Origin of the sequence: Aggregatimonas sangjinii (assembly GCF_005943945.1) — a bacterium.
GTDB lineage: Bacteria > Bacteroidota > Bacteroidia > Flavobacteriales > Flavobacteriaceae > Pelagihabitans > Pelagihabitans sangjinii.
On record NZ_CP040710.1, the window covers coordinates 1,863,514 to 1,887,521 of the forward strand.

19 protein-coding genes are annotated in these 24,008 nt (G+C 44.3%); 7 read left to right on the forward strand and 12 right to left on the reverse strand.

The features are described 5' to 3' along the window. Together FGM00_RS07650 and FGM00_RS07655 are read left to right on the forward strand one after the other, a co-directional pair. The gene (locus tag FGM00_RS07650) at positions 1 to 870 is read left to right on the forward strand and encodes a nucleoside phosphorylase (protein WP_138852326.1); all 870 of its coding nucleotides are present in this window, start codon (positions 1 to 3) and stop codon (positions 868 to 870) included. Then, on the forward strand, positions 867 to 1,712 hold the full coding sequence (locus FGM00_RS07655) for a substrate-binding domain-containing protein (protein WP_138852327.1): 846 nt from the start codon (positions 867 to 869) through the stop codon (positions 1,710 to 1,712). The genes FGM00_RS07650 and FGM00_RS07655 overlap by 4 nt, the downstream gene beginning before the upstream one ends. A gap of 47 nt (positions 1,713 to 1,759) precedes the next feature. On the opposite strand, the gene FGM00_RS07660 is transcribed toward FGM00_RS07655, so the two are convergent. The 3 genes from FGM00_RS07660 to FGM00_RS07670 form a co-directional block, all read right to left on the reverse strand. Beyond that, positions 1,760 to 2,164 carry a response regulator gene (locus FGM00_RS07660; RefSeq protein WP_175416204.1) on the reverse strand — a complete coding sequence of 135 codons (405 nt, stop codon included), beginning with the start codon at positions 2,162 to 2,164 and terminating at the stop codon, positions 1,760 to 1,762. An 82-nt stretch (positions 2,165 to 2,246) separates the two neighbouring features. After that, the gene (locus FGM00_RS07665; RefSeq protein ID WP_138852329.1) at positions 2,247 to 2,912 is read right to left on the reverse strand and encodes a uracil-DNA glycosylase; all 666 of its coding nucleotides are present in this window, start codon (positions 2,910 to 2,912) and stop codon (positions 2,247 to 2,249) included. Positions 2,913 to 3,005: 93 nt separating this feature from the next. Further along, entirely contained in the window at positions 3,006 to 4,070 is a 1,065-nt protein-coding gene (locus FGM00_RS07670; RefSeq protein WP_138852330.1) for a DUF6340 family protein, read from the reverse strand. A 210-nt stretch (positions 4,071 to 4,280) separates the two neighbouring features. Here FGM00_RS07670 and FGM00_RS07675 point away from each other — a divergent pair, with 210 nt between their 5' ends. From FGM00_RS07675 to FGM00_RS07685, 3 genes are all read left to right on the forward strand, one after another. Next, positions 4,281 to 6,452 (forward strand): endonuclease MutS2, encoded by a 2,172-nt coding sequence (locus FGM00_RS07675; protein WP_138852331.1) that lies wholly within the window; start codon positions 4,281 to 4,283, stop codon positions 6,450 to 6,452. Positions 6,453 to 6,457: 5 nt separating this feature from the next. After that, positions 6,458 to 6,898, forward strand: coding sequence for a thiol-disulfide oxidoreductase DCC family protein (locus FGM00_RS07680; protein WP_138852332.1), 441 nt, complete (start codon positions 6,458 to 6,460; stop codon positions 6,896 to 6,898). A 90-nt stretch (positions 6,899 to 6,988) separates the two neighbouring features. Next, positions 6,989 to 9,085, forward strand: coding sequence for a DUF4139 domain-containing protein (locus FGM00_RS07685; RefSeq protein ID WP_236262969.1), 2,097 nt, complete (start codon positions 6,989 to 6,991; stop codon positions 9,083 to 9,085). Positions 9,086 to 9,182: 97 nt separating this feature from the next. On the opposite strand, the gene FGM00_RS07690 is transcribed toward FGM00_RS07685, so the two are convergent. From FGM00_RS07690 to FGM00_RS07720, 7 genes are all read right to left on the reverse strand, one after another. Beyond that, on the reverse strand, positions 9,183 to 10,223 hold the full coding sequence (locus tag FGM00_RS07690) for a glutathione synthetase (RefSeq protein WP_138852333.1): 1,041 nt from the start codon (positions 10,221 to 10,223) through the stop codon (positions 9,183 to 9,185). A 99-nt stretch (positions 10,224 to 10,322) separates the two neighbouring features. After that, the gene (locus FGM00_RS07695; protein ID WP_138852334.1) at positions 10,323 to 12,146 is read right to left on the reverse strand and encodes a flavohemoglobin expression-modulating QEGLA motif protein; all 1,824 of its coding nucleotides are present in this window, start codon (positions 12,144 to 12,146) and stop codon (positions 10,323 to 10,325) included. Then, positions 12,143 to 12,970 (reverse strand): N-formylglutamate amidohydrolase, encoded by an 828-nt coding sequence (locus FGM00_RS07700; protein WP_138852335.1) that lies wholly within the window; start codon positions 12,968 to 12,970, stop codon positions 12,143 to 12,145. The genes FGM00_RS07695 and FGM00_RS07700 overlap by 4 nt, the downstream gene beginning before the upstream one ends. Then, positions 12,963 to 13,994: a glutathione synthase gene (gene gshB / locus FGM00_RS07705; protein WP_138852336.1), complete on the reverse strand. Its 1,032-nt coding sequence runs from the start codon at positions 13,992 to 13,994 to the stop codon at positions 12,963 to 12,965. The genes FGM00_RS07700 and gshB overlap by 8 nt, the downstream gene beginning before the upstream one ends. Positions 13,995 to 14,100: 106 nt before the next feature. After that, a complete protein-coding gene (locus tag FGM00_RS07710) occupies positions 14,101 to 15,426 on the reverse strand; it encodes a dicarboxylate/amino acid:cation symporter (protein ID WP_138852337.1) in 1,326 nt (441 codons plus the stop codon). A gap of 183 nt (positions 15,427 to 15,609) precedes the next feature. Continuing rightward, the gene (gene aroC, locus FGM00_RS07715) at positions 15,610 to 16,674 is read right to left on the reverse strand and encodes a chorismate synthase (RefSeq protein ID WP_138852338.1); all 1,065 of its coding nucleotides are present in this window, start codon (positions 16,672 to 16,674) and stop codon (positions 15,610 to 15,612) included. A gap of 69 nt (positions 16,675 to 16,743) precedes the next feature. Continuing rightward, positions 16,744 to 19,653 carry an FAD-binding and (Fe-S)-binding domain-containing protein gene (locus FGM00_RS07720; protein ID WP_138852339.1) on the reverse strand — a complete coding sequence of 970 codons (2,910 nt, stop codon included), beginning with the start codon at positions 19,651 to 19,653 and terminating at the stop codon, positions 16,744 to 16,746. A gap of 95 nt (positions 19,654 to 19,748) precedes the next feature. Here FGM00_RS07720 and FGM00_RS07725 point away from each other — a divergent pair, with 95 nt between their 5' ends. Both FGM00_RS07725 and FGM00_RS07730 read left to right on the forward strand, forming a co-directional pair. After that, positions 19,749 to 20,258, forward strand: a complete 510-nt coding sequence (locus FGM00_RS07725) for a hypothetical protein (RefSeq protein ID WP_138852340.1) — start codon at positions 19,749 to 19,751, stop codon at positions 20,256 to 20,258. A gap of 102 nt (positions 20,259 to 20,360) precedes the next feature. Then, a complete protein-coding gene (locus FGM00_RS07730; RefSeq protein ID WP_138852341.1) occupies positions 20,361 to 21,491 on the forward strand; it encodes a TlpA disulfide reductase family protein in 1,131 nt (376 codons plus the stop codon). A 111-nt stretch (positions 21,492 to 21,602) separates the two neighbouring features. Here the strand turns inward: FGM00_RS07730 and FGM00_RS07735 are convergent, their stop codons facing one another. Together FGM00_RS07735 and FGM00_RS07740 are read right to left on the reverse strand one after the other, a co-directional pair. After that, complete coding sequence (locus FGM00_RS07735) at positions 21,603 to 23,243, reverse strand: LVIVD repeat-containing protein (RefSeq protein ID WP_138852342.1); 1,641 nt, start codon at positions 23,241 to 23,243, stop codon at positions 21,603 to 21,605. Positions 23,244 to 23,343: 100 nt separating this feature from the next. Continuing rightward, positions 23,344 to 23,997 (reverse strand): rhomboid family intramembrane serine protease, encoded by a 654-nt coding sequence (locus tag FGM00_RS07740; protein WP_138852343.1) that lies wholly within the window; start codon positions 23,995 to 23,997, stop codon positions 23,344 to 23,346. Positions 23,998 to 24,008: the final 11 nt, after the last annotated feature.

Consider the following 24,008-nt stretch of genomic DNA (forward strand, 5'->3'; position numbering starts at 1 on the left):
ATGGCATTAGGTTCTTCCGAGCTTATTCTCAATGCCGATGGCAGTATATACCATTTAAACCTTCTTCCTTCGGACATCGCTACCACCATCATTACCGTTGGCGACCCTGATCGGGTGCATGATGTTTCCAAATACTTCGATACCCTTACCGTCAAAAAGGGAAAACGGGAGTTCCATACCCATACGGGCATATTGAATGGGAAGCGATTATCGGTCATATCAACGGGAATTGGAACGGACAATATCGATATCGTTCTAAATGAATTGGACGCCTTGGTCAATATCGATTTTAATTCAAAAAAGGTAAAATCTGATTTTACACAGCTCGACCTTGTGCGCATCGGAACTTCCGGTGCTATTCAACCTGAGATAAAAGTCGATTCCTTTTTGACCAGCGAATTCGCGCTTGGCCTAGATGGCCTATTGCACTTTTACCAACATCAAATAACGACTGACGATAATTTTATCGAAGCCTTTGTAGCGCAAACGGGATGGGACGTTAAAAAAGCACTCCCCTATTTGGTAAAATGCGATGAAACCCTCTTAAAATTAATGGACTCAAATCGTATACGATTCGGAACAACCGCAACAAATTCAGGATTTTACGGACCACAAGGAAGAAATTTAAGATTGCAATCCCAAGATCCGGGTCTTAATGAAAAATTGATGAAATTCCAGTACCAAACAATGAAAGTGACCAACCTCGAAATGGAAACTGCCGGAATTTATGCCTTGGCCAAATTGTTGGGCCACCGTGCCATATCTATGAACTGTATCTTGGCGAACAGAAGTACGGAGACCTTTAGTGCAACTCCGCGGCAATCCGTAAATGAATTGATCGAATACGTATTAGAACGACTTGTAGCATGAAAACAGTACGAATAATCGGGGTGCCGGAGCATTTTAACCTACCATGGCATTTGGCCATCGAAGAAGGTGCCTTTGAAGAAAAGGGTATTAACTTGCAATGGACCGATATCCCCGAAGGTACTGGCCGGATGTGCCAAATGCTCCAAGATAACGCAACAGATGTAGCAATAATCCTCACGGAGGGTCTTATAAAGAGTATTACAGCGGGAAATCCCTCTAAAATCGTTCAAGAATTTATTGGTACACCTTTGCAATGGGGCATTCATGTGGCCTCGAATAGCGATTACAAGGCCTTAAAGGAACTTAAGGACACTAAAGCCGCAATTAGTCGTTTCGGTAGCGGAAGTCACCTTATGGCTTATGTAAACGCCCAAAATCAGTCTTGGGATACCGGTTCATTGCAATTTGAAATCGTGCATCACCTCGACGGGGCGATTGAAGCACTCACGAAAGGCCAGGCCGACTATTTTATGTGGGAGCACTTTACCACGAAACCCTTGGTCGATAACGGAACCTTTAGAAGATTGGGCGACTGCCCTACCCCATGGCCATGTTTCGTTATCGCCGCTACCGAGAAGTTCATTGCAGAAGAGAACAATGTTTTACAGCACCTTTTAGAAATTATTAATCTGTATACCGGGGAGTTCAAGACCATTCCCAGTATCGACAGAACCTTGGCCAATCGTTACAGGCAACAATTGACCGATATTCAAGAGTGGCTATCGATGACACGGTGGAGCCAAAGCCAAATCGCTTCAAAAACAGTTCGTGAGATACAGGAGACCCTAATGAAACTTGATTTGATCGATACCCTTTTGGGTCCGGATGCGATTTTGGTATAGTTGGCGATAGGCCGAGCGCAGGACCTATTCGATAATAGGATATGTTCCTAAAAGTACTTTTGAATAAGTCTTCTGAACTTGAGGTCCGATACGGGTTTTTGTATAAAATGTTTTACGTACGGATTCTTTCTAGCCTTGGAAACATCTGCCTTTTCACCACTGACGCTGATTACCACGATAGTAATTAAATCCTTTATTTTCTTTGGTACGCTTTGATGAAAGGCTTCCAGAAATTCCCAACCATCCATTACCGGCATTTGCAGGTCTAAAATCACCAAACAGGGCGTAGTCACCTTGTCGGAGATGTGAGCCAGGGCCTCCTCTCCATTCAATGCAATATCGACAGTAACGTCCAAATTTAGTTGGTTAATGAATATTTTGTTTAGAAAATTATTAGAGTGGTCGTCATCTACCAGCAAGATAGATTGTAGGGCGGGGGGTTTGGGTTTCAATGCTTTTGTTTTAGGGCTTAAGACTTCCATGAAGTAAGTATTTTCCCATAAAATAAAGGCAAAAATCTAGATGGACTACTCCTTACCAGTTGATTGGCACTAAATTTCGTTGAAGTAGCAATTCATTGGTTTTACTAAAATGCTTATTGCCAAACCAATATCCACGATTGGCACTTAATGGCGATGGATGACCTGAGGTGAGGATATGATGTTTTTCAGAATCGATCAAACTTGCTTTTTTCTTTGCAAAACCGCCCCAGAGCAGGAAAATCAGTCCTTTCCGTTCTTGCGATAGTCGCTTGATCACCGCATCGGTAAACTGCTCCCATCCCTTCTTCTGATGGCTACCCGCCTCATGTGCGCGTACTGTCAGGGTAGCGTTTAGCAGTAGTACACCTTGATCTGCCCATCGCTGCAAATTTCCGCTTTTCGGGTAAGGCACTCCCAGATCGGTCTCGATTTCCCTGAAAATATTGACCAAGGAAGGCGGATGCGCAATTCCCTCCATAACCGAAAAACAGAGTCCGTTCGCTTGCCCAGGTCCATGGTAAGGGTCTTGGCCCAATATGACGACCTTTGTGGCATCGAAGTGGCAATGATCGAAAGCCGAGAAAATATCCTGGCCTTTTGGGTAGCAGGTATGCTGGCGGTATTCCGACCGTACAAAATCGGTCAATTCAGTGAAATAATCCTTTTGGAATTCTGGAGAGAGCTGGGATTTCCAACTCTCATCTATGGTAACGTTCATCGCAATTCGCTTCTTGTTATTGCGATAAAAATATGCTTTTTGAGGTGACCGAACAAACCCGTTAAAATACCGATGTATCGGTACGTTCTAGGTTTATTTGGAAAATTCCAGTGCTACCATTTGTTGTTGTAACAACGACTGATCGGCGATCCGTTTTTGAAGGGTATCTATATAGTTCAAATATAGCTTGTCATCTTGAATCTCGTAAGCCTTGGTCTCTAGGGACAGTGCATTTTCCAATTCCTCCATGCGCTCATGGGCCACGGCTAGATTGTGGTAGGCCCTACTCCGTACTTTCGCGTTAGGATTTTCGGTCTCCTCGTTCCACAAGGCACTCGCTTCCTGCCAATTACCCGCAGAGGCCTTTTCGGCAGCGTAAACCATTTTCTCACTTCCTTTTACAAAGTACTCCCTGGACACGGAGTTCTCAGAAGGCAACAACCGTTGGCCGTACGTGCTTCCGGTATTTCTGCTACTCTTAAGCATGGTTTCTTTACGGTCTCCGATTGCCCTGTAGGCCAATACAGGATTTACCCCTGTTCCTTTTGAGATTATTTGGTCGTTAAAAACGATTTCGTCTACAAGTCGTTGGTTCATGGGGTCATAGATCCTCCAACCATTTTCGATGAACGTTTCCAAGGTGAGTTCCTGGGCCGAAACTTCCTGTAGTTCACGCATCATATCCGCTTGCTGCATTTTCGTTTTTTTCAGGGAAACCTTGGTGTCGGCATCATAAAAGGCCAATGAGAAAACCGCATCGATCCCGTTCGTTTCGCATAATGCCGTTATGGAGGACCAAGCGATAGCATCAGGGGTCGCTCCCATGGCCAGGACGTCTTCGGGCACATTCTCCAATAGTTTTACGATTTCAAAGCGATCATCTTTCAACAATTCGTCGAATAAGCCGGTAATCGCGGCATCCGTACCGTTCTCGGTCAGCCATTTTTCTTCCGCTGCCAATATTTGGTCGATTTTGTTGGTTCCTTTGGTCACTGCGATGTGCGCGCTTCTGTCAATAATCCCAATTTTTTTGATACTGTTCGAAATGACTACAGGAGATGGCTCCATGGTAGTCAATACTAGCTGCTGCGTTGTGCTACAACTCATAAAATTTACGAGAATTCCTAAGACCAAGAATCGGTATACGTATTTTTTCATTGGTTTATTCAGTTTGAGTTTCTTACCGGAAACCGCCATTATGGTCTGTATAAAACTGGTCTTGGCCCCATTTTATTGCATTGGTTCCAAAAAATCAGTAGCAGCATTTCATCCCTAAGTAATTGAGCGATTAGGAATTGCGTCCATTGGAATTGTGAATTACTTACAGGTCGGCCCTATTCGCTACCTTTGCAATCATTTTTATGTTAGATGGATAAAATCCTTAAGAAAACCCTTCAAGACCTTGAATTCCCAACTGTTTTACAGCAGGTTAGCGACCATTGTAATACGGAGATGGGAAAGGAGCGCGCTTTGCAGATAGGTCCCTTGCCTGATTTGGATACAATTGTGGAAGCGCTTGGGAAGACCTCCGAATACCAAAGTTCCTTAATAAGTGAAAATCGCATTCCCAATCACGGATTCGATGCGATTACCACCGAATTACGATTATTGAAAATCGAGAATACCACTTTGGAAGTCTCTAGCTTTAAACGAATTTCAAGTATTTGTAAGACGGTAGTATCCCACAAGAAGTTTTTTAAAAAGTTCAAGGAATACTATCCGCTTTGGTATAACGAAACATTGAAGATCGAGGAAAACACCACGATTATTGTTGAAATCGATGCCGTAATAGACCGTTTTGGGGAGGTGAAAGACAAGGCCTCGGACGAGCTGTTCCGAATTCGAAGGGAAATGAACCATGTGAGGGGAAAGATAGGTCAGAGTTTTGCTTCGGCCCTAAATACCTATCACGGCTCTGACTATTTGGACGATATTCGGGAATCGGTCTACGAAAACAGACGGGTTTTGGCAGTGAAAGCCATGTATCGGCGTAAGGTTAAGGGTGCCATAATGGGCAATTCGAAAACAGGAAGTATCGTTTATATCGAACCCGAGGCCACGCTACGCTACAGTCGTGAATTGAACAATCTAGAGTTCGATGAAAGGGAGGAAATACAGCGGATACTTCATTCGCTCACTGATTTCATTAGGCCATTTGGAGACCTTCTTCAAGACTATCAGCAGTTCCTGACCCAAGTGGACATTACGGCGGCCAAGGCAAAGTATGCGGCGAAGATGGATGCCCTGATGCCCGAAATCAATACGAAAAAGCGACTTTTTCTAAGGGATGCCTACCACCCGCTACTTCTTTTAAGCAATCGGTTACGCGATGAGAAAACGCATCCCCAGACGATAGAATTGCACCCCGAAAACCGGATTACGGTGATTTCCGGACCCAATGCCGGCGGAAAAAGCATCACCCTTAAAACCATCGGACTTCTGCAAATCATGCTGCAAAGCGGACTTTTGATTCCCGTGCACGAGCGTAGCTCGGTATGTCTGTTTGAAAAAATCCTAACGGATATTGGCGACAACCAATCCATTGAAAATCATTTGAGTACGTACAGTTATCGGCTTAAGAACATGAATCAATTTCTGAAGAAGTGTAATAGCGAAACACTTTTTCTTATCGACGAATTCGGTACGGGAAGTGATCCGGAACTGGGCGGAGCATTGGCGGAAGCCTTCTTAGAAGTATTTTACGAACGCGGTGCATATGGAGTCATAACGACCCATTACGCCAATCTCAAGGCTTTGGCCGACGAACTGCCACACACCACGAATGCCAATATGCTTTTCGATGGCAGCACCTTGGAACCGACTTTCCAACTCGTTTTGGGAGAGGCTGGTAGTTCGTTTACTTTCGAGGTGGCACAGAAAAATGGTATCCCTTACTCCTTGATCAATAAGGCAAAGAAAAAGATCGCACGCGGTAAAGTCCGTTTCGATGCCACTATAGCCAAATTGCAGAAAGAGCGCAGCAAAATGGCCAAAACGGGCTCTAGATTGCAGGAAGAGGAGTCCAAAGCGCGGGAGGAAGCAGTGAAATTGGAAAAATTGAACGCGAAAATCAAATCCAAATTGGAAAACTACCAAGAATTGTACGATCATGACCAGCGGATGATCCACTTGGGAAATAAGGTCAATACGGCCGCTGATAAGTATTTCCAGGATAAGAAAAAACGTGCTTTGGTCTCTGAATTGCTCCGAATCGTGGAAACCGAGAATAGTAAACGAAAAAAGAAAACGGCCAATCAGGCTAAAGCGGAACGTACCAAAAAAGCAAAGGTAGCCCAAGAAGTACAGCAAGAAGTAAAGGTGATCAGGGAAAAAAAGAAGATTAACAAGAAGACGGCCGTAAAAAAACAGCCCAAACCACGACCAACGTTTAAACTCGGAGATCGCGTACGTATGACCGATGGTAAGGCCGTGGGCAGTATAGACAAGCTGGAAAAGGGCAAGGCCACCGTTAATTACGGTATGTTTACGACGAATGTTAGCGTAGAGCAGTTGGAGTTAGTGGAACAGACAAAAAGGTAAAGTTGATGAGCGAAAAATCGGTTGTTCAGAAGGCATATAAAATCATTCTATTCGATGGGGTTTGCAACCTCTGCAACAGCTCGGTTCAGTTTGTAATCAATAGAGACAGCAAGGATGTTTTTAGATTCGCGGCACTGCAGAGCGATATCGGTCAAAAACTTGTCATGGAACGGGGAATAGACACTGCACAAACCGATTCCATCATTTTAATCGAACCGGGAATTGCTTATTATACAAAATCCGATGCCGCGCTGCAGATAGGGCGTCATTTGAAAGGATATCGCACTATATCTAAGATTTTAAATTTGATTCCCAGTACGTTACGAAATATCGTATACGATTTTGTTGCGCGCAATCGATACCGCTGGTATGGAAAAAGGGAAGAATGTATGGTCCCTACTCCTGAGTTAAAGTCCAAGTTTTTGGATTCACTACCCCAGAAGTAGTTTTCCCTAACTACAAGCACCCTCTTCCTCATTTTTAGTTTTAAATAGTAAAGCCCCGACTTAGGTTTGCCTAAACAACTAAAACTAAAGATGATGAAAAAACTTCTCCTTTTGCTTTTCGCTTTACCCCTTTTTACATTTGCAGTCGATACCCAGATTCCGTCTACGATCAAAGCGGTAACCGTATATCTAAGTGGCGCCCATATCACCAGAACGGCCGAATGCCGTCTTCCTTCGGGAACATCGGAAATGGTCTTCACAGGACTTTCCACAAATATCGATGAAAGCAGTATTCAGATTTCCGGCCTACAGTCGGTTTCGATTTTATCGCTATCCTTTGACATCGATTATTTAGTAAAAGCGGTAACTACCTCCGAGTCCTCGGCCCTGCAATTGGAAATCGAGGGCTTACAAAACCAAATCGCCCTATTAAAAAATAAAATCTCCGGGCTCGAGGAAGAGGAGCAGGTAATTCATACCAATCGGGCGGTAAGCAGTAAGCTGCAGTCCTTCGATTTGGAAAAAATAAAAGCCGTAAGCAGCTACTACCGGGAGCGAATCACGGCGATAAAAGATGAAATTTTCAAAAACAATCTGGAAATCAATTCGTTGGGCGTTACGATCCGAGCCGTACAAAAGCAAATGGCCGAAGCCAATAATGCCCCGGAAAAAGAACAGGGTGAGATTACCATCAAATTCGACGCCCCTATCACCACTACCCTGGAATTGACCTTATCGTACGAGGTGGACAATGCCGGTTGGATACCGAACTACGAGTTCAAATCAAAAGACATCAATTCACCCTTGACTTTGGCCTACAAAGCGCATGTCTACCAAAAAACGGGCACGAATTGGGACAATGTAAAGGTTACCCTCTCTACCGGAAACCCGACTATCAATGTGGCCAAGCCCAACTTGGGAACGAAATATTTGAATTTTACGAACGGGTATCAAAATACAAGCACTAACAGTATAAAAAAGCGGAAATATATGTACAATCCGACTGTAAAAGAAGTTTCTGGGGTCGTTTTGGATCAATCCGGAGCTCCTTTGGCGGGAGCCAATGTATTGGTCAAAGGGACTACAACGGGTACGACTACGGATTTTGATGGGCACTATTCCCTAAAGGTGCAACACGGGCAGGAATTGGTGATATCGTACATAGGTTTCCGTTCTGAAGTGCTCCCGATTTACTCATCGGTAATGAACATAGGCCTGGAGGAGGATGCGTCGGCCCTTGAGGAAGTTGTTGTAACTGGATATGGCTCTAAAAAGCGGAACTTCACAACCGGGTCCGTGAGTTCCGTATCTACTGAACGACTTTTACAGGGAAGGGCCGCAGGGGTAGAAATTCAAGGTACTTCATCGATAAAAGGGAAATCTTATATTTCCCCTTCACAATTGCCACTATATGTGGTGGATGGCGTTATTGTCGAGGGTTTTGTGGATGGCGATCTGGACATGGACGAAATACAATCCGTAAAGGTACTAAAAGGCTCAAACGCCAATGCCCTTTATGGATATAATGGAGCAAAGGAAATCGTGGTGATTACAACCAAGAAGAGCACTATCCAGGACGATATTACCAACACCAAATTCGTCATCAAAAAGCCGTATTCCATTGTTTCTGATGGCGATATTACCGCCATCGAAATCAACACCTTCACCTTAAACGCCAAATACGAATACCTTGCGGTCCCCATTGTCAACGAAAATGTGTTCCTAACAACCACTTTCACTGATTGGGAGCAATACAATTTACTGCCCGGTGAAGCCAGTGTTTATTTTAAAGGCACCTATGCGGGAAAAACGACCATCGACCCTTACACCACCAAAAAGGAGATGACGGTTTCCTTGGGAATCGACCCTAATATTACGGTGACCAGAAAGCAAGACAGGAACTTTAAGAGCAAATCGTTTACCGGCAGCAATCGTATCCTGGACAAAACCTACGATTTGGAAATCAAGAACAACAAGGCCAAAACCGTCAACATCAGATTAATGGATAGAATTCCTATTTCCCAAAACAAGGATATCAAGGTAGACGATGTGGTGACAAACGATGCGGAATACGATAAAAAGACCGGCTTATTGACCTGGAAACTGCACTTGGCCGGTAATGAAGGCCTTACAAAGCGTTTTTCCTTTCAACTAAGGTACCCAAAATACAAGCGCATTTCACTTTAGCAAAGGCCGAACTGTCCATTTGGGCGCAGTCCGTAATCTGACCTCGGTTATTTTGACTGCACCCAATGTGACAGTTACCTTGGTTTCTGCTTTCGAACTAGAGCGTGGCCAATCTACTATTAAACAAATAATCCGGGTACATCTTCTTGTAATTCACTTTCTTTTCGATGGATTTAATAACCTCGGTAGCAAAGTCGACTTCGTACATTTTGCCCATCATATTTAGTCCACCTGGACTAAATACATTGATTTCCATTAATTTATCGCCCACAATATCGATTCCCACTAAGAACATCCCGTCCTGAACCAATTTAGGACGGACGATTTCGGCCAGTTCGAGTATTTGATCGGTGATTTTCTTTCCCTCCGTTGTACCCCCTGCATGTACGTTACTGCGGATGTCCCCCTCGGCATTCACCCGTTGCAGCATCGCATATTTACCATCCGATTGCAAGGGCTCCCCGTTCATTAAGAAGAGGCGGGTATCCCCACCAGTAGCGTCCGGTAAATATTCTTGGGCAATAACATAACCGTCCCGGCTGATGGCATCGATGGTCTGGGAGAGGTTATGCACATTATTTTTATCCATCATAAAAACATTCGTACCACCCGAACCCTGCAAGGGTTTTAAAATCATCTTTTGCTTCTGTTGTTTAAAGAAATCCTCGATTTCCTTATGATCTCTGGTAATCACCGTCTTGGGCCGTAAAATTTCCGGAAAATGCTGAAAGTACATTTTATTGACCGCTCCGGCGAGACTGCTCGGATGATTTAATACCAATACCCCGTCCCGTTCCGCGATTTCACCAAATACAAAAGCGGCGTTCTGCGCCCATTCCCGATCATTGATTTCATCGGCAGGATTATTTCTCAAAAACAATACGTCTAAATCCTTGGAGTTAATTCTTTGAAATTCTTCTTTCTGGACCGCCTGGAAATACGTTTCCTGAGCGTCATAAGATTTGCCGCTTATACTTTTGCAACGCGCAGACATGTGCCCACCTGAGGTATAGGCCAATTCCCCTACTCCAATGAAAAATACTTCATGCTCCCGTTTATATGCCGCATACCCTAATCCCGGGGTCGTGTAACTTGGTTTTTCCGTGTCATGGTCGTTGATGATAAAAGCAATTTTCATAGTTTTCCGTATTTGTTTTAACGCGATAGAAGATAGGCAGATAAAAAGATCCATATCCCTTTAATCTTAGCTCATTCCAAATATTTTCCTGTTCTAAGTTCAATCGAGGAGATCGGTCACCGATATACCCTCGGACACCTTCTTCAAACGTTTCTTGACAGCGTCCCGTTCTAAAAATCGAGGTAGTGTTGGATACTTCAATACCCCTCGGTGTAACAGCTCTTCTATCAATTCAACATGGGTGATGTTGAATTTGCCTGTATATAGGGTTTCCAATTTGCCTCCTTGCCCGAGATACTCCAATACATTCATTAGGCCGGCCAGATAAACCGCATCCTTAACGAGACCGCCCCCACGATAGACCCGCATGGTAATGTAATAAGCCACTCGATCCGGAAAATTGTGTTGCTCCCGAAGCAATTCGAACGTTTTAATAAAATCGACGCCGCTTACCAATGAATCGACCGCTACGACCCTCGCAGCAAGCAGGCGCATTCTGTTGACGGTCAAACCGTCGACCAGATATTCGGCCAGCACGGCCAGTCCCTCTTGAAGTTGATCATATCCTGCGAAGCCGGCATACATTTGTCTAAGTGGCTGGCCTTTTCCATTGCAATAGGTCAAAATATGTGTCGCGATTTCATGCTGAATGAGTGCATCACAGCGATCGGCATCCATAGAAAACTGGTCGTTAATCAATAATTTAGTTTTCGAAACCATTATTCCCGCAACGTCCTTCCTGATTTCAAGGGACAACTTCAAATCCGGAAATTGCGATTGGTAATAATCCATTTCATCCTTTGCGCGCTCCGCGAATTGGTGGCAATCGAATTTTTTAAGTACTTCCGGATCTTCACCCGTCGGATGCTTTTCCAAAATTTTTCGCCCGGCATGCAAGACTTCCGGGGCAATCTTGCCATACAGGCTCTCTCCTATAAATCGAAAATTATCGGTGCCACGCTCCTCGAGCATGGTCAGCTGTTTTTCGATTTCGAGGCGTTTGTCCCTTAAGATAAAGGCCAATGTAGGATCTTCGACTTTGTCTAAGGGAATATCGTATAATTTCCTTTTTTTCTTCTCTGGGTCGATCGTTATCAATCGATAATTGAAAGAGGGATTCTTGGAAAATCCGTTTTTTTCAAATTTTCTCCATTCCGAAGTACTGTTGACAGGAGTGGTTCGGAGCAAAAAGGACATTCCCTCGCTAATCGTGGCCAACTCGCGATCAGCCTTCAGTGTAATACCGTCTAAATTGGTCTTACCCAACATAAGATAATGATTAAACGGATTGGTGGTTTGCACGCGTACAAACTCATAGGCGGCCCTTTTGATTACCTCCGAGAATTTGGAATGGAATTTCCGATAAAAGAGCGAATAGACCTCGTTTTCCTCTCGACGTTCATATAGCGTTGGCACGGCAATACCGACAACCATGCAAGCCGATTCCTTTGAAACGATACTCCCCATCAATTCCTCCAAGCGTTGTGGATGACGTTGGGAAGAGTCCACGACCTGCACTGAAGTTTCAGGATAAATTTCCCGCATTTCGGCGAAACCTTTTTCCAATGCGGAAATGGTAGCCGGAATCTTATCATCCTGACAATGAATGACAAATTCGCTCTGGTGGTTGGCACGCAAGGGCCAACTTTCCAATATAAGAAAGGCTTTTAACTTTTTTGATATCGTTCTAGCGATTTGTTCCAGTAAAACGGTAATATCAATGGAATCCTCAATGATAAGGTACGAAGCCTGTGTTTTTAAAAGTCCTGAAAAATAAGGGTCTACCTCTTTATAGCGGTAGACACAAATGTAGGGGAGTAATTTATCAATATGTAAAATACCGTCTTTGGGTAATTTTTGGTTGACGGTCCGTTCTTCCAATAGTTTCTTGCAGACGCTTTGAACGGTCTTTTTTTGAATCATGGGGTCTTTTCGCTGAATTCCTTGACTTGTAAAGGTATCAATTCTTTTAACTGTTTTTCAACCGCGGCGATTACTTCTGGGAAAAGAATTCCGGTCATCTCATCACAATATACTTTTGAGATTTCAGTAGCCAGTACCAAGGTATTACCAAAATTTTGTGTGATGTATTTCAAGAAATACCCATTGCCCTGAAAAGTATCGTTGATTTTAGAAGTGGATGCAATGCCATTCGGTAGCCGTATCCTGCCTAATTTACTACTCCATGATGCCGCAAGCTCACCGAACCTGTCATTATCGATATTTGCGGTTCCAAGGTTCCATACGGGCACTTCCCGTTCCCAACGCTTCCAGTTGTAACTATGCATATCAAAAACTAGGGCTTTGCCATGAATTTTTTCGATTTGCCGGACCAAGGCATCTACAACTCGGTAGAAATCGGAATGCTTTTGTAGACTGAGTCGACGTTCGGCCTCGGGTAAAGGCTTTTTCCAGAGTTGTTTGCCCCAAGCATCCGAATAAATGGCGGTTTCCGGAGCCCGATTCAAATCATATTCGAAGCGACTGTCACAGCCCGCTATAACAACGGGGTGCGATTGTACCATTTGTTTGGTGCAGGGGTCTTCTTCATACCATCGCTCGTATTCGGTATGTAGGCAATTTTCCCAAAGTGACCGCCTGAATTGGTGTCCGTCGTGCACCGCCCCACAGATATAAGGCGCATATTCCGCAATTTTCAGGGTAAAGGAATAATCTTCGGAAACCGCTTCAAAGGGGATTTCGGATTCAATGTTTGAAATTATTCGTTCTACGGAAAGCCTATGCATTTTCAACTTCGTTTCGAAGCCTAGAGCGTCTGTCGAAGGCCTGTAATTTATCCAATACCTTGCTTTCCACAAAATCGATGACTTTGGATTGTATTTTCGTCTTATAGACCTTGTTCATATAGGTAATGCCGCCCGGAGACATCACGTTTACTTCGACCAGTTTACCACCGATGACATCGATTCCCACAAAAAACAAACCATCCTTGACCAATTTTGGGCCGATTTGTTTGCAAAGCGCTTTTTCAGACTTGGTTAAACTATGCTTGGCCACCGTGCCACCAGCAGAAACATTCGACCGATGGTCATCAGTTCCCGGTATGCGTTTCATCGCCCCGATGGGCTCCCCGTTTAATAATAAAACACGAACATCGCCTTGGTCTGCACCTTCAATATATTCTTGAAGTATCACGTAATTAGACGTTCCATCTGAATTACTTATGTAAAAATCAAGAAGTGACTGTATACTTGTCATCGCCGACTTTTCAATTAAGATGACACCCGAGCCGCCATATCCGTTCAGGGGCTTTAATATCATCTTATCGGTTTTCGACTCCTTAATTTGTTTGATTAAGTGGTTTTTGTTCTTCGATACATGTGTGGCCGGGATGATATTGCTATGCGAATCCCCAAAGGCGGCCGTGTATAATTTATTATTCGCCTCACGAATACCTTGCAAGGAATTCATGATGAAAACGTCGTCCTTAACGGAATCCAAGAAATTCAGCATAATCGGATCCAACGGTGGGTTGGCTCTCATGAAGATTACGTCAAATCCGGCCAAAGGAAGCATTTCCTCGCGCAAGCTCGCCTGTTTATAGAATGATTTTAGACTACTCGAAACCTTGTCGGCACGATTGATTACGGTACAGAACGCATTCGTGACGCTGTTGCGAATAGTAAGATTCGCAGGGGAGCAAAGTGCCACGCCATGACCTCTTCTAAAGCATTCGTGTATCAACGCCAAACTGGTATCGGTTTCAGGAACGATTTCTTCCCATGGATACATTAAAAAACAGATATTCATAACTAGTTCTATTTTGAATACTTCCGCTAAAGCGGGAACTCATTGATTCATGGCCGTCCAGTAGCTAAATTGTATCATGGAAACGGTTAAAATACCGGACCTTGCACTACTTCACTTGTTCATAATTATCGTCCCAGTTCTTTACCTTTGGCTTACCGAATTTACCTACCGATTTGGCGACCATCATGGCTACCGTGGCATCACCGGTGACGTTCACCACCGTACGGCACATGTCTAACGGCCGATCAACGGCAAAAATCAGGGCAAGGCCGATTGCCAACTTATCTGGTGGAAAACCAATCGATTCCAATACGATGACCAACATGACCATACCGGCGCCGGGCACAGCGGCCGAACCAATGGAAGCCAATAAGGCGGTCAAAACAATAGTCAATTGGTCTCCGAAAGTCAAGTCAAATCCCAAAGCTTGGGATATAAATACGGCAGCGACGCCTTGATACAGGCTGGTACCATCCATATTAATCGTCGCCCCTACCGGCAATACAAAACTTGAAACTTCTTTGTCGACACCAATATGTTCCTCTACCCTTTCCATGGTTACGGGTAATGTAGCCGCACTTGAGCTGGTCGAGAAGGCCAAAAGTTGTGCCGGGGCCATTTTGCTCAAAAAGGAAAGCGGATTGTAGCGCGTAAAAGTCGAAACGACGAGACTGTAAAATACGATCATCAACAGAAGCCCCAAAAGTACGACCCCCGCATATTTGAGCAGGGCCAATAACAAGTCGGGGTCTCCCGAAGAAACGACCACGTTGGCCAATAAGGCAAAAACGGCCACAGGGGCGGTAAGCATGATCAAATCGACCATTTTTAGCACTACGTCGTTCAGGGCGTCAAAAAAATCCTTTAAGGGCTTGGCACGCTCCTCGCCGATCAAGAGCATTGAAATACCCAGGAAGATGGTGAAAAAGATAACTTGGAGCATTAAACTATTATCCCCAAGCGCGGCAAAAGCATTGTCGGGTACCATTTCTTCCAGAAAGTTCAGTGGACCTGCATCTTTTTGACGGGAGGCTTCTTCCAATTTCGAAGTAACGCCACTGTCATTGGAATAGGTTTCTGTTAAGGTGGCAATGGTATCTTCGGATATGCCCTCACCTGGCTGCATGACATTGACCAGCAGTAGGCCAATGGTAATGGCCACAACGGTAGTACAGATGTAGATGGCAATGGTTCGCAAACCGATGTTCCGGAATTTGGAGATGTCCTTTAAATCGGAAATCCCTTTGACAAGTGAAGCCAGAATCAGAGGAATCGCAATAAGTTTGAGCAATTTGACGAAAATGGTTCCGATGGGTTGTATCCAATCCGTAACGAAATCCTTTCCCCATTCGATAAAGGTCATTCCATAGCCGAAAAGAAGGCCAACGACCATTCCGATAAGGATTTGCCAGTGCAATTCCAGTTTCTTCATACCTAGTTTGGTTTAAGTGGGTAAGATAATATTAAAATACGAAGTACGGAATTGCAGGCTTAAAATACAGGGATTTATTACTGACCTACAGACGCGATTTCACGCTTCATAGCACCGGATTTTGGGACAAATTGGCTTGTCTGAGCATATAAAAATGAAGAATTCGGTCCGTTTTAGTAAGAACTATACTTTAATAGTACGGTTAAGCAGCGCATAATCCGCCAAAACCAAGGCGGTCATGGCTTCTACGATCGGTACTGCCCGCGGCACCACACATGGGTCATGTCTTCCCTTTCCTTTGGTCTGCACCATATTGCCCTCCTTGTCTATGGTCTCGTAGCCCTGAATTACTGTTGCCACTGGTTTAAATGCCACATTGAAGTAGATGTCCATTCCGTTGCTGATGCCTCCCTGAATGCCACCGCTATGGTTCGTCTTCGTACTACCATCCGACTTAAATTGGTCGTTGTGCGCGCTGCCTTTCATGGCCACACCTTTGAAGCCGCTACCATATTCGAAGCCCTTGACGGCATTGATGGAGAGCATCGCCTTGCCGAGTTCAGCATGCAACTTGTCAAATACCGGCTCGCCTAAACCGATAGGGACATTTTGAACCACACAACTGATAATTCCACCGATAGTATCCCCTTCCTTCCGTACTTCTTTAATGTATGATTCCATTTTAGCAGCTGTTTCCGGATCGGGACAGCGTACGGGATTGGATTCCGTCAGGGTTAAATCCAATGCTTGATACTCTTTTTCCAGGGTCAGATCACCCACTTGAGAGACGTAGGCGTTTATTTTTATGGCCGATAGGAATTGTTTGGCAATTGCACCGGCTACTACCCTACTAGCCGTCTCGCGTGCAGAACTACGACCGCCACCACGGTAATCGCGAAAACCATATTTCTGATCATAGGTGTAATCGGCATGTGAAGGACGGTAGGAATCCTTGATATGGGAGTAGTCGTGCGACTTTTGATTGGTGTTGCGAATCGCAAATCCGATAGGTGTACCTGTGGTCTTTCCTTCGAATATTCCGGATAGAAATTCTACCGTGTCGGGCTCCTTTCGTTGGGTTACGATGGCGGATTGGCCCGGTTTTCTCCGGTCGAGCTCAATTTGAATGGCATCCAGGTCGATTTCGATGCCGGAAGGACATCCATCTAGCACCCCCCCGATCGCTGCGCCATGTGATTCTCCAAAAGTTGTAAGCTTGAAAAGGGTTCCGAAAGTGTTTCCTGCCATTTGTTTGGTTCAAGGTGATCGACAAAGGTAAATCTTAAATTTGAAACTATGAAAGCGGTCAAAACGCCATTATACAAGTGCCTCTTTCAAAATGGTCACGGGATGTTTGGCCTTCCGCTGCGTACCATCGTAAATCTGATGCCTACAGCTCGTACCGTTTGCGGCGATAATCACCTGCTGTGGCAATTTTCTAATGGATGGGAATAGCTTCAACTCCCCTATTTGCATACTAATATCATAATGTTCCTTTTCATAGCCGAACGAACCGGCCATACCGCAGCACCCGGAACTGATGATGGAAACGGTGTAGTTTTCGGGCAAATTCAGCATGTCGAAAGTCACTTTTTGATTGCTCAGCGCCTTTTGATGGCAATGGCCATGGATTTTTATTTGGCGATGCTCTCTCGTAAACTGCGAAGGGCTTATGTGCCCTAATTGTATTTCCTTTGCCAAAAATTCCTCGATCAAGAAAGCATTGGCGCCGATCAAGCGGGCGGCTTCGGCATCATCGGTCAAACGCTTGTACTCATCCCGAAAGGTCAGTATTGCGGATGGCTCTAGGCCAACGACCGGAATTTTGGCCTCTGCGAACACTTTAAGTTCCGGGATATTTTTCTTAGCAAGTTTTTGAGCCTGCTTTAAAAAACCTTTCGACAAATAGGTTCTTCCACTTTCCGCATAATACAGCTGCACAGCATATCCTAACCTCGTCAATACGTCAATGGCATCCCTGCCCAAATCGATATCGAGGTATTTCGTAAATTCATCAATATATAATACAACTTTATTTTTCTCTTTATTATGCTCTTTTTCAACGCTTGACAAGTACTTATCAAAATTAAAGCTATAAATTTTGGGAAAGCTTCTTTCTGCCGCTACCCCAGCGGAATTCTTCAACCAACCACCCAATGTCTTTGATTCATAAACGGCGTTGGTGAGTCCCGCCACGGTACTTCCTAAACGGTTTAATCTCGTGTTATGGGCGAATAGTTTACTTCGAAGACTATAACCGTTAGCTTCCTGGTATTGGTAGAGAAATTCGGCCTTTAATGTGGCCACATCCACATTACTCGGACATTCACTCGCACATGCCTTGCAGCTAAGGCAAAGGTCGAAAACCTCCTTCAATTCGCTTTGATCAAATCGGTTCTTCTTATCGGTTACCGTCAAAAATTCCCGGAGGGCATTGGCCCTACCGCGGGTCGTATCCTTTTCGTTCTTCGTAGCATGGTAACTAGGGCACATGGCCCCTTTCATATGGTGTGTCTTTCTACAGTCACCACTCCCATTACACTTTTCGGCCGCTTTGAGAATACCTTCGCTATCCGAAAAATCAAGCAGGGTCTTTATTTGCGGTTCTTCCCGATCGATTACATACCGTAACGATTCATCCATGGGATACGCATCAACGATTTTTCCAGGATTGAAAATGTTGCTTGGATCAAAGTAGGTCTTGATACGTTTAAGCAGTTTGTAGTTTTTCTGTCCGATCATTAGCGGAATGAATTCCGCCCGAACAATACCATCGCCGTGTTCCCCACTAAAGGAACCATTGTATTTTTTGGTCAATTTGGCCACATCGGTGGTTATTCCCCTGAACATGGCCACGTCTGCGGATTGTTTTAGATTCAGAATAGGTCTAAGATGCAATTCTCCCGCTCCGGCATGGGCGTAGTATACGGCTTCTTGATCGTACCCTTTCATGATCTTGGTAAATTCGCCGATAAAATCCTTTAAATCCTCCAAAGCCACGGCGGTATCTTCGATACAGGCCACAGCCTTCCGGTCACCGACCATATTGCCCAAAAGTCCTAAACCTGCTTTCCGTAGCTCTATGGCCTTATTGATGTTTTCTCCTTTTAAGATGGGGTTGGCGTAACTAAGGCCAGATTTCCCAATCGTCGTTTCCAAGGCGGTCAGTTGTTGGTTCAATTCCTCTTGGCTATGCGCTTTTACTTCCAACATCAACAAGGCAGCTGGGTCACCTACCACAAAAAACCGATTGGCAAGTTGTTGTTTGTTGTTTTTCGTACAATCGAGTATCACCCGGTCCATCATCTCGCATAGATGCAACGGGTGCTGCATGACCGGTGCAACATCCGAAAGACAGTCCTCCAGACTTTTATAATGCGTGACCACCATTGCGGAAAACGGAGGCGGTACATCGTCCAATTGCAACGTTATTTCCGTCGTAAAGGCCAAGGTTCCTTCGCTCCCACTGAGTAATTGGCACAAATTGATGTTGTCGGGAGCACTCCCGAAAATATTGTTCTTCAATAATTCATCAACTGCATACCCCGTATTTCTGCGATGAATCGTTGGTTTGGGGAATTCCGTCTCGATTTCCGATTTAATACTGCTATTGGAAAGTTCTTTGTACATATTTTGATAGAGGGATGCCTCCACAGAGTCCCCGACCATCTTTGCCATAAATTCTTCCTGCGTCAGGGCCTTGAAAGTAACCTCCTCGCCATTGGAAAGTATCGTTTTCATTGAGATTACCTTGTCCCTGGTGACACCGTATTGAATGGAAGTGGTGCCGGACGAGTTGTTCCCGACCATACCACCGATCATACAACGGTTGGAAGTTGATGTATTGGGTCCAAAAAAGAGTCCATGAGGTTCTAGATACTGGTTCAGCTCATCCCGAATGACGCCCGGCTGAACGGTTACCTGCTTCCTGTCTGTATCTAATCCGATGATTTTAGTAAAATGTTTGGAAACATCGACTACAATACCATCCCCAACACATTGCCCAGCCAAAGAGGTGCCCGCCGTTCTCGGTATGAGTCCGATTGAATTCTCCTTAGCGAAACGAATGATTTTTTTGAGGTCATCATCAGTCTTCGGAAAAGCGACGGCCGAAGGAATTTTACGATAAACGGAAGCATCGGTGGCATACAGTGTATTGGTTAACGAATCGGAGCGCAATTGCCCCTCTAATGAATCCCCAAGGGTTTTAAGTGAAATTTTATTCAATGTTGGACAATTTTGAGCGGTAAATCAAGTTTATGGCATTAGGAACAAAGATAAGGATCACCCTTATGTTAAACTCAAATCAAAACAAAGAACTTATGATATTTAAAAGATTATTGCTTTTTTCGGTGATACTCGTTGCTGCCTCCATGCATGCACAGGAGATTTCTAACCATGCGCTCGGCCTTAGGTTAGGGGATAGCGATGGGTTTGGAGCTGAAATATCCTATCAGAAACAAATTAAAAGAACGAATCGGTTGGAAATCGATTTTGGCTGGAGAGACAGCAGACGATACAATGCCTTTAAATTGGCTGGACTTTACCAATGGGTACGACCAATAGATGGAGGATTCAACTGGTACTATGGCTTTGGAGGCGGCTTGGGTAGCGTTGCTTTTGAGCGTACGCTGAACAGCGATAATGAACCTTTCGAACCGGATGGCGGTCTTTTCGTCTTTGCGGCTGGGGATATCGGTATCGAGTATAATTTTGACTTCTCTCTTCTGCTTTCTTTGGATTTTAGGCCAGAAATCGGTGTTGTCGGTTATGGGGATTTCAATGACAATCTCGATTTTGATATTGCCCTCGGTGTGCGCTATCAATTTTGAGCGTTACACAAACTAATCGAAAGAGCCCTTAACCTGCAATGTGTTAAGGGCTTTTTTTATTTTGGGCATATCACTACATTTGCCCTTATAAAAACCAAATAAATGAAAAAAGTTATTTTAGGTCTTATCACGACTTTTGCCCTAATCTCCTGTAATCAGAAACCAGAAGGCTATGAAATTAACGGTACATTGACCGGTGATGTTGAAGAAGGCACAGCCGTCTATTTGAAAGCAATCGGAGACGATAATCAACCTACCCCCATCGATACTGCAACCGTTACAAACGGTACATTTCAATTTGTCGGTACGGCCGGCTTACCCGAAATGCATTATATTTTTATTGACAAAACACCAGGCTATACCGCTGTCATCCTAGAAAATGGTGAAATCGATTTTACGGCGCAAAAAGACAGTTTGGGTTTTGCCAAAATTTCGGGAACTCCGCAAAACGATATTTTCGCCGACTATTTGAAACAATCCAAGGGCATTTCAGAACGGGCGAACTCGATACAAGCCGACATGCAAAAAGCGAGCGCCTCCAAGGACCAAGCTACGATTACCGCGTTACAGGAGGAGATGGGCGAATTACAGGAAGAATACAAGAATTTTGAACTGGATTACATTAAAAACAATCCGAACGGACTCATTTCGGCATTGTTGGTAGACCGAGCGCTGGCATCCAGGCAGCTCACTGCTGAGGAGGTTCGTGCCTTATATGACGGTCTATCAGCTGAGATAAAAGAAACCAAAGCTGCAAAGGGGGTTTTGGAACGTTTGGTTGAATTCGAAAAAAAAGCGGCTACCGCTAAAAGTACCGAAGTCGGTGCCGTGGCTCCGGAGTTTTCCGCTCCAGATCCAGATGGCAACCAGATCGCCTTGTCGGATGTAAAAGGAAAACTGACCCTTATCGATTTTTGGGCCGCTTGGTGCAAACCTTGCCGAGCGGAAAACCCGAATGTGGTCAATGTATACAACAAGTACCACGACAAAGGACTCAATATCATTGGAGTGTCTTTGGATAGAAAGGCCGATGATTGGAAAAAGGCTATTACTGCTGATAATTTGAGTTGGAACCAAGTATCGAACGTGGCCTATTTTAACGACCCTGTCGCTAAATTATACAATGTCGATGCGATACCAGCTGCCTTCTTACTCGATGAGAATGGCGTTATCGTGGCTAAAAATTTAAGAGGTCCTGCACTTGAAGCCAAGGTGGCAGAGTTGCTGAATTAAAAAAGATTCCACTTTCTCAAGACGGCTGGATGCTTTCACAGCTTGGAATTGAACATAAAAAATCCCCCAGGAACATATTCCTAGGGGATTTCAATTATACACTATACTCGATTAAAATTTACTTCTCACGTCTCTAAAGACACCATTCACTTCTACGTTTCCGTTTCTGATCACATTTCCGAAAATATTTACTACGGAATTGTCTCCAAGGAATTCCAAGGTTGCGCCATCATTCAGGATCAAATCCCCGTAGATGGTTAAATTACCTTCTACTCTAAACGTTGCGCCTTCATCGATCGTTACATCTCGTCTTCTATTGTTACTCGCGATGACCAAGGTTCCGTTCATTTCAAAAAGGGCATTGCTATTTATCTCGATGGTGTTCCGCACGGTCCAGGCGCCACATAACAATAGAGATCCGTCGATTTCCAATCGGTTAAAACGTTTTGCACCTCTGTAGGCCAAGGTTTCGTTGGCACTCACTTCAAGTACATTGCGTCCTGAATAAAGTGGACTGCTGGCACATTGCTCTACCAAACTCTGCGTTGGTCGGTTCAACTTAATGATTTGGAATCCGGCCTTACCGGCGGCGGCGAAGAGGTAATCACCACGGGATTGCACGTAGTTGATTGAACCTTCCAATTCGATTACACCTACCATTTCGGCATTTCCTTCCTGATCTTCCGCAAGGGAGAGACCTCCACCACCATTGGCGATGAACAAAAGATCGTTGTTACTTGCGACACCGTTTGTAACAATATCGGAATTGTCCACTCCATTCGGAGAAGTCAAAATCGGCAGATATTCAATAAAACTGCCGGTATTGGAATTATAAACTCCCGTACCTTTAGCACCTTCGGCTACCGCAATGGTATTTCCAAAGAAGTCGAGAGTACGTTTCGTAGCCAAACCGAAATCACTATCGATGGCTATTTCGCTTGTTACGGCCAGGTCGTCATCTAAAAAACTTACCCCTTTGCTTCCATCAAGAACGGCGATCCTGCCATTGTTCAAGGCAATCGAACGGATATCGAAGAATGATTCTTCTTTGATCGTCGTTAGGGTATTTTTATCATAGGTAGCTACAACACCGTCTTTTCCACTACCTACCAGAATAGTATTGTCCATAACCTTTACATCGGTAGCATTGAATCCGGGCTGAAAACCGTACTCAATTCCCGCGCCAAGATTAAATCGGCCATCTTCGACAGTTAATTTGGCAACAAGGGAATTAAAGGTTGCTCTAACCGAGGTTTCAGAATCCACACCTCCGGCGATATACAAGAAGCCATTTTCGTAGGCCAATGCATTTACGTCTACGTTCGTATAATATAGACGTCCGGTAATTATAGGATTATTCGGGTCCGCTATTCGAATAATATCGACTGCTCCTGAAAAGCCATCCTCGACCGTATTATAAGACACATACGCGAAATTACCGTCAATAGCAACATGCGAAGCCGTTAAATTCGTTGAACCGTCTCTTGATGGAGGGTCAATTTGGGCAACCAAGGTCAACGGATAATCCCCAGCCTGATCACTAGGTCTTTTGCCCGATTTGCTTGAAGTACCATCTTCTTCAAAAATGTCGATGACACCAGCGTTATCAAAACCAACGCTATTATCTAAAACGGATTGGGATTTTTCTAGGATTATGTCGTCTTGGGGATCACTAAAAACTGTAGTCTGATCCGCACATGCAGAAAAAAGGACTATAATGGCCAAAGCCATTAATTGGGAAACATTTTTCATAATTTGTAGGTTAAACCATTTAGATTTGGGTTCTAAATGAAACGCAAATGTACGCTCGTTGGTATAAATTCCTACAAAATTTTCGACGAACGGCTCACATTTACCGAAATTTACCCGTTTTTTCCATTACGAAGAGAATAATTATAGGAATGGATAGAAGTCCGACCATCAGGCTATTCTCGACCAAAAGGCCTGGTGCGAAAAGTAATGTGGTTGCAAAACCCCCGATAGCGCCGCCGAAATGTGCCGTATGCCCGATATTATCCGAACGGCTTTTCATTCCGTAGATGGAATAGAGCAAATAACCAATCCCGAATACGTAGGCGGGGATAGGAATAGGAATAAAGAATAGGTATAACCCCATTTGCGGCTGTAAGAGGATTGCGGCATATAAAATACCGGTAACTGCACCACTCGCACCTACAGCGCTGTAATAGGGTTCGTCTTTGTGAAAGAAAAAGCCCAACAAACTTCCTGCTACCAAGCTGATGAAATAGATGCCTACGAATTTCAATGGGCCGAAGGCTGAAATCACCACATCCGCAAAAAAATATAACGTCAACATATTAAATAGCAGGTGTGTCATATCTACATGTAAAAAGCCCGAGGTGAGCATTCTGTCTTTTTGGCCCGACTGTATTTCTTTAATGCCGAATTTGTAACGTTCAAAGAAACCTTGGTCATTAAAACCCTTTAATGAGACCAGCACGTTCACCGCGATAATGGCTATTGTGGCAATATTCATGTTCTCCATACTGCGTGTTT

Excerpts from the sequence above, each read along its gene's own strand:
- FGM00_RS07670 (WP_138852330.1), bottom strand. The coding sequence starts at position 4,070 with ATGAAAAAATACGTATACCGATTCTTGGTCTTAGGAATTCTCGTAAAT.
- FGM00_RS07695 (WP_138852334.1), bottom strand. The coding sequence starts at position 12,146 with ATGATTCAAAAAAAGACCGTTCAAAGCGTCTGCAAGAAACTATTGGAA.
- FGM00_RS07685 (WP_236262969.1), top strand. The coding sequence starts at position 6,989 with ATGATGAAAAAACTTCTCCTTTTGCTTTTCGCTTTACCCCTTTTTACA.
- FGM00_RS07735 (WP_138852342.1), bottom strand. The coding sequence starts at position 23,243 with ATGAAAAATGTTTCCCAATTAATGGCTTTGGCCATTATAGTCCTTTTT.
- FGM00_RS07650 (WP_138852326.1), top strand. The coding sequence starts at position 1 with ATGGCATTAGGTTCTTCCGAGCTTATTCTCAATGCCGATGGCAGTATA.
- FGM00_RS07655 (WP_138852327.1), top strand. The coding sequence starts at position 867 with ATGAAAACAGTACGAATAATCGGGGTGCCGGAGCATTTTAACCTACCA.
- FGM00_RS07730 (WP_138852341.1), top strand. The coding sequence starts at position 20,361 with ATGAAAAAAGTTATTTTAGGTCTTATCACGACTTTTGCCCTAATCTCC.
- FGM00_RS07665 (WP_138852329.1), bottom strand. The coding sequence starts at position 2,912 with ATGAACGTTACCATAGATGAGAGTTGGAAATCCCAGCTCTCTCCAGAA.
- FGM00_RS07680 (WP_138852332.1), top strand. The coding sequence starts at position 6,458 with ATGAGCGAAAAATCGGTTGTTCAGAAGGCATATAAAATCATTCTATTC.
- FGM00_RS07740 (WP_138852343.1), bottom strand. The coding sequence starts at position 23,997 with ATGGAGAACATGAATATTGCCACAATAGCCATTATCGCGGTGAACGTG.
- aroC (WP_138852338.1), bottom strand. The coding sequence starts at position 16,674 with ATGGCAGGAAACACTTTCGGAACCCTTTTCAAGCTTACAACTTTTGGA.
- FGM00_RS07710 (WP_138852337.1), bottom strand. The coding sequence starts at position 15,426 with ATGAAGAAACTGGAATTGCACTGGCAAATCCTTATCGGAATGGTCGTT.
- FGM00_RS07675 (WP_138852331.1), top strand. The coding sequence starts at position 4,281 with ATGGATAAAATCCTTAAGAAAACCCTTCAAGACCTTGAATTCCCAACT.
- FGM00_RS07700 (WP_138852335.1), bottom strand. The coding sequence starts at position 12,970 with ATGCATAGGCTTTCCGTAGAACGAATAATTTCAAACATTGAATCCGAA.
- FGM00_RS07725 (WP_138852340.1), top strand. The coding sequence starts at position 19,749 with ATGATATTTAAAAGATTATTGCTTTTTTCGGTGATACTCGTTGCTGCC.
- FGM00_RS07690 (WP_138852333.1), bottom strand. The coding sequence starts at position 10,223 with ATGAAAATTGCTTTTATCATCAACGACCATGACACGGAAAAACCAAGT.
- gshB (WP_138852336.1), bottom strand. The coding sequence starts at position 13,994 with ATGAATATCTGTTTTTTAATGTATCCATGGGAAGAAATCGTTCCTGAA.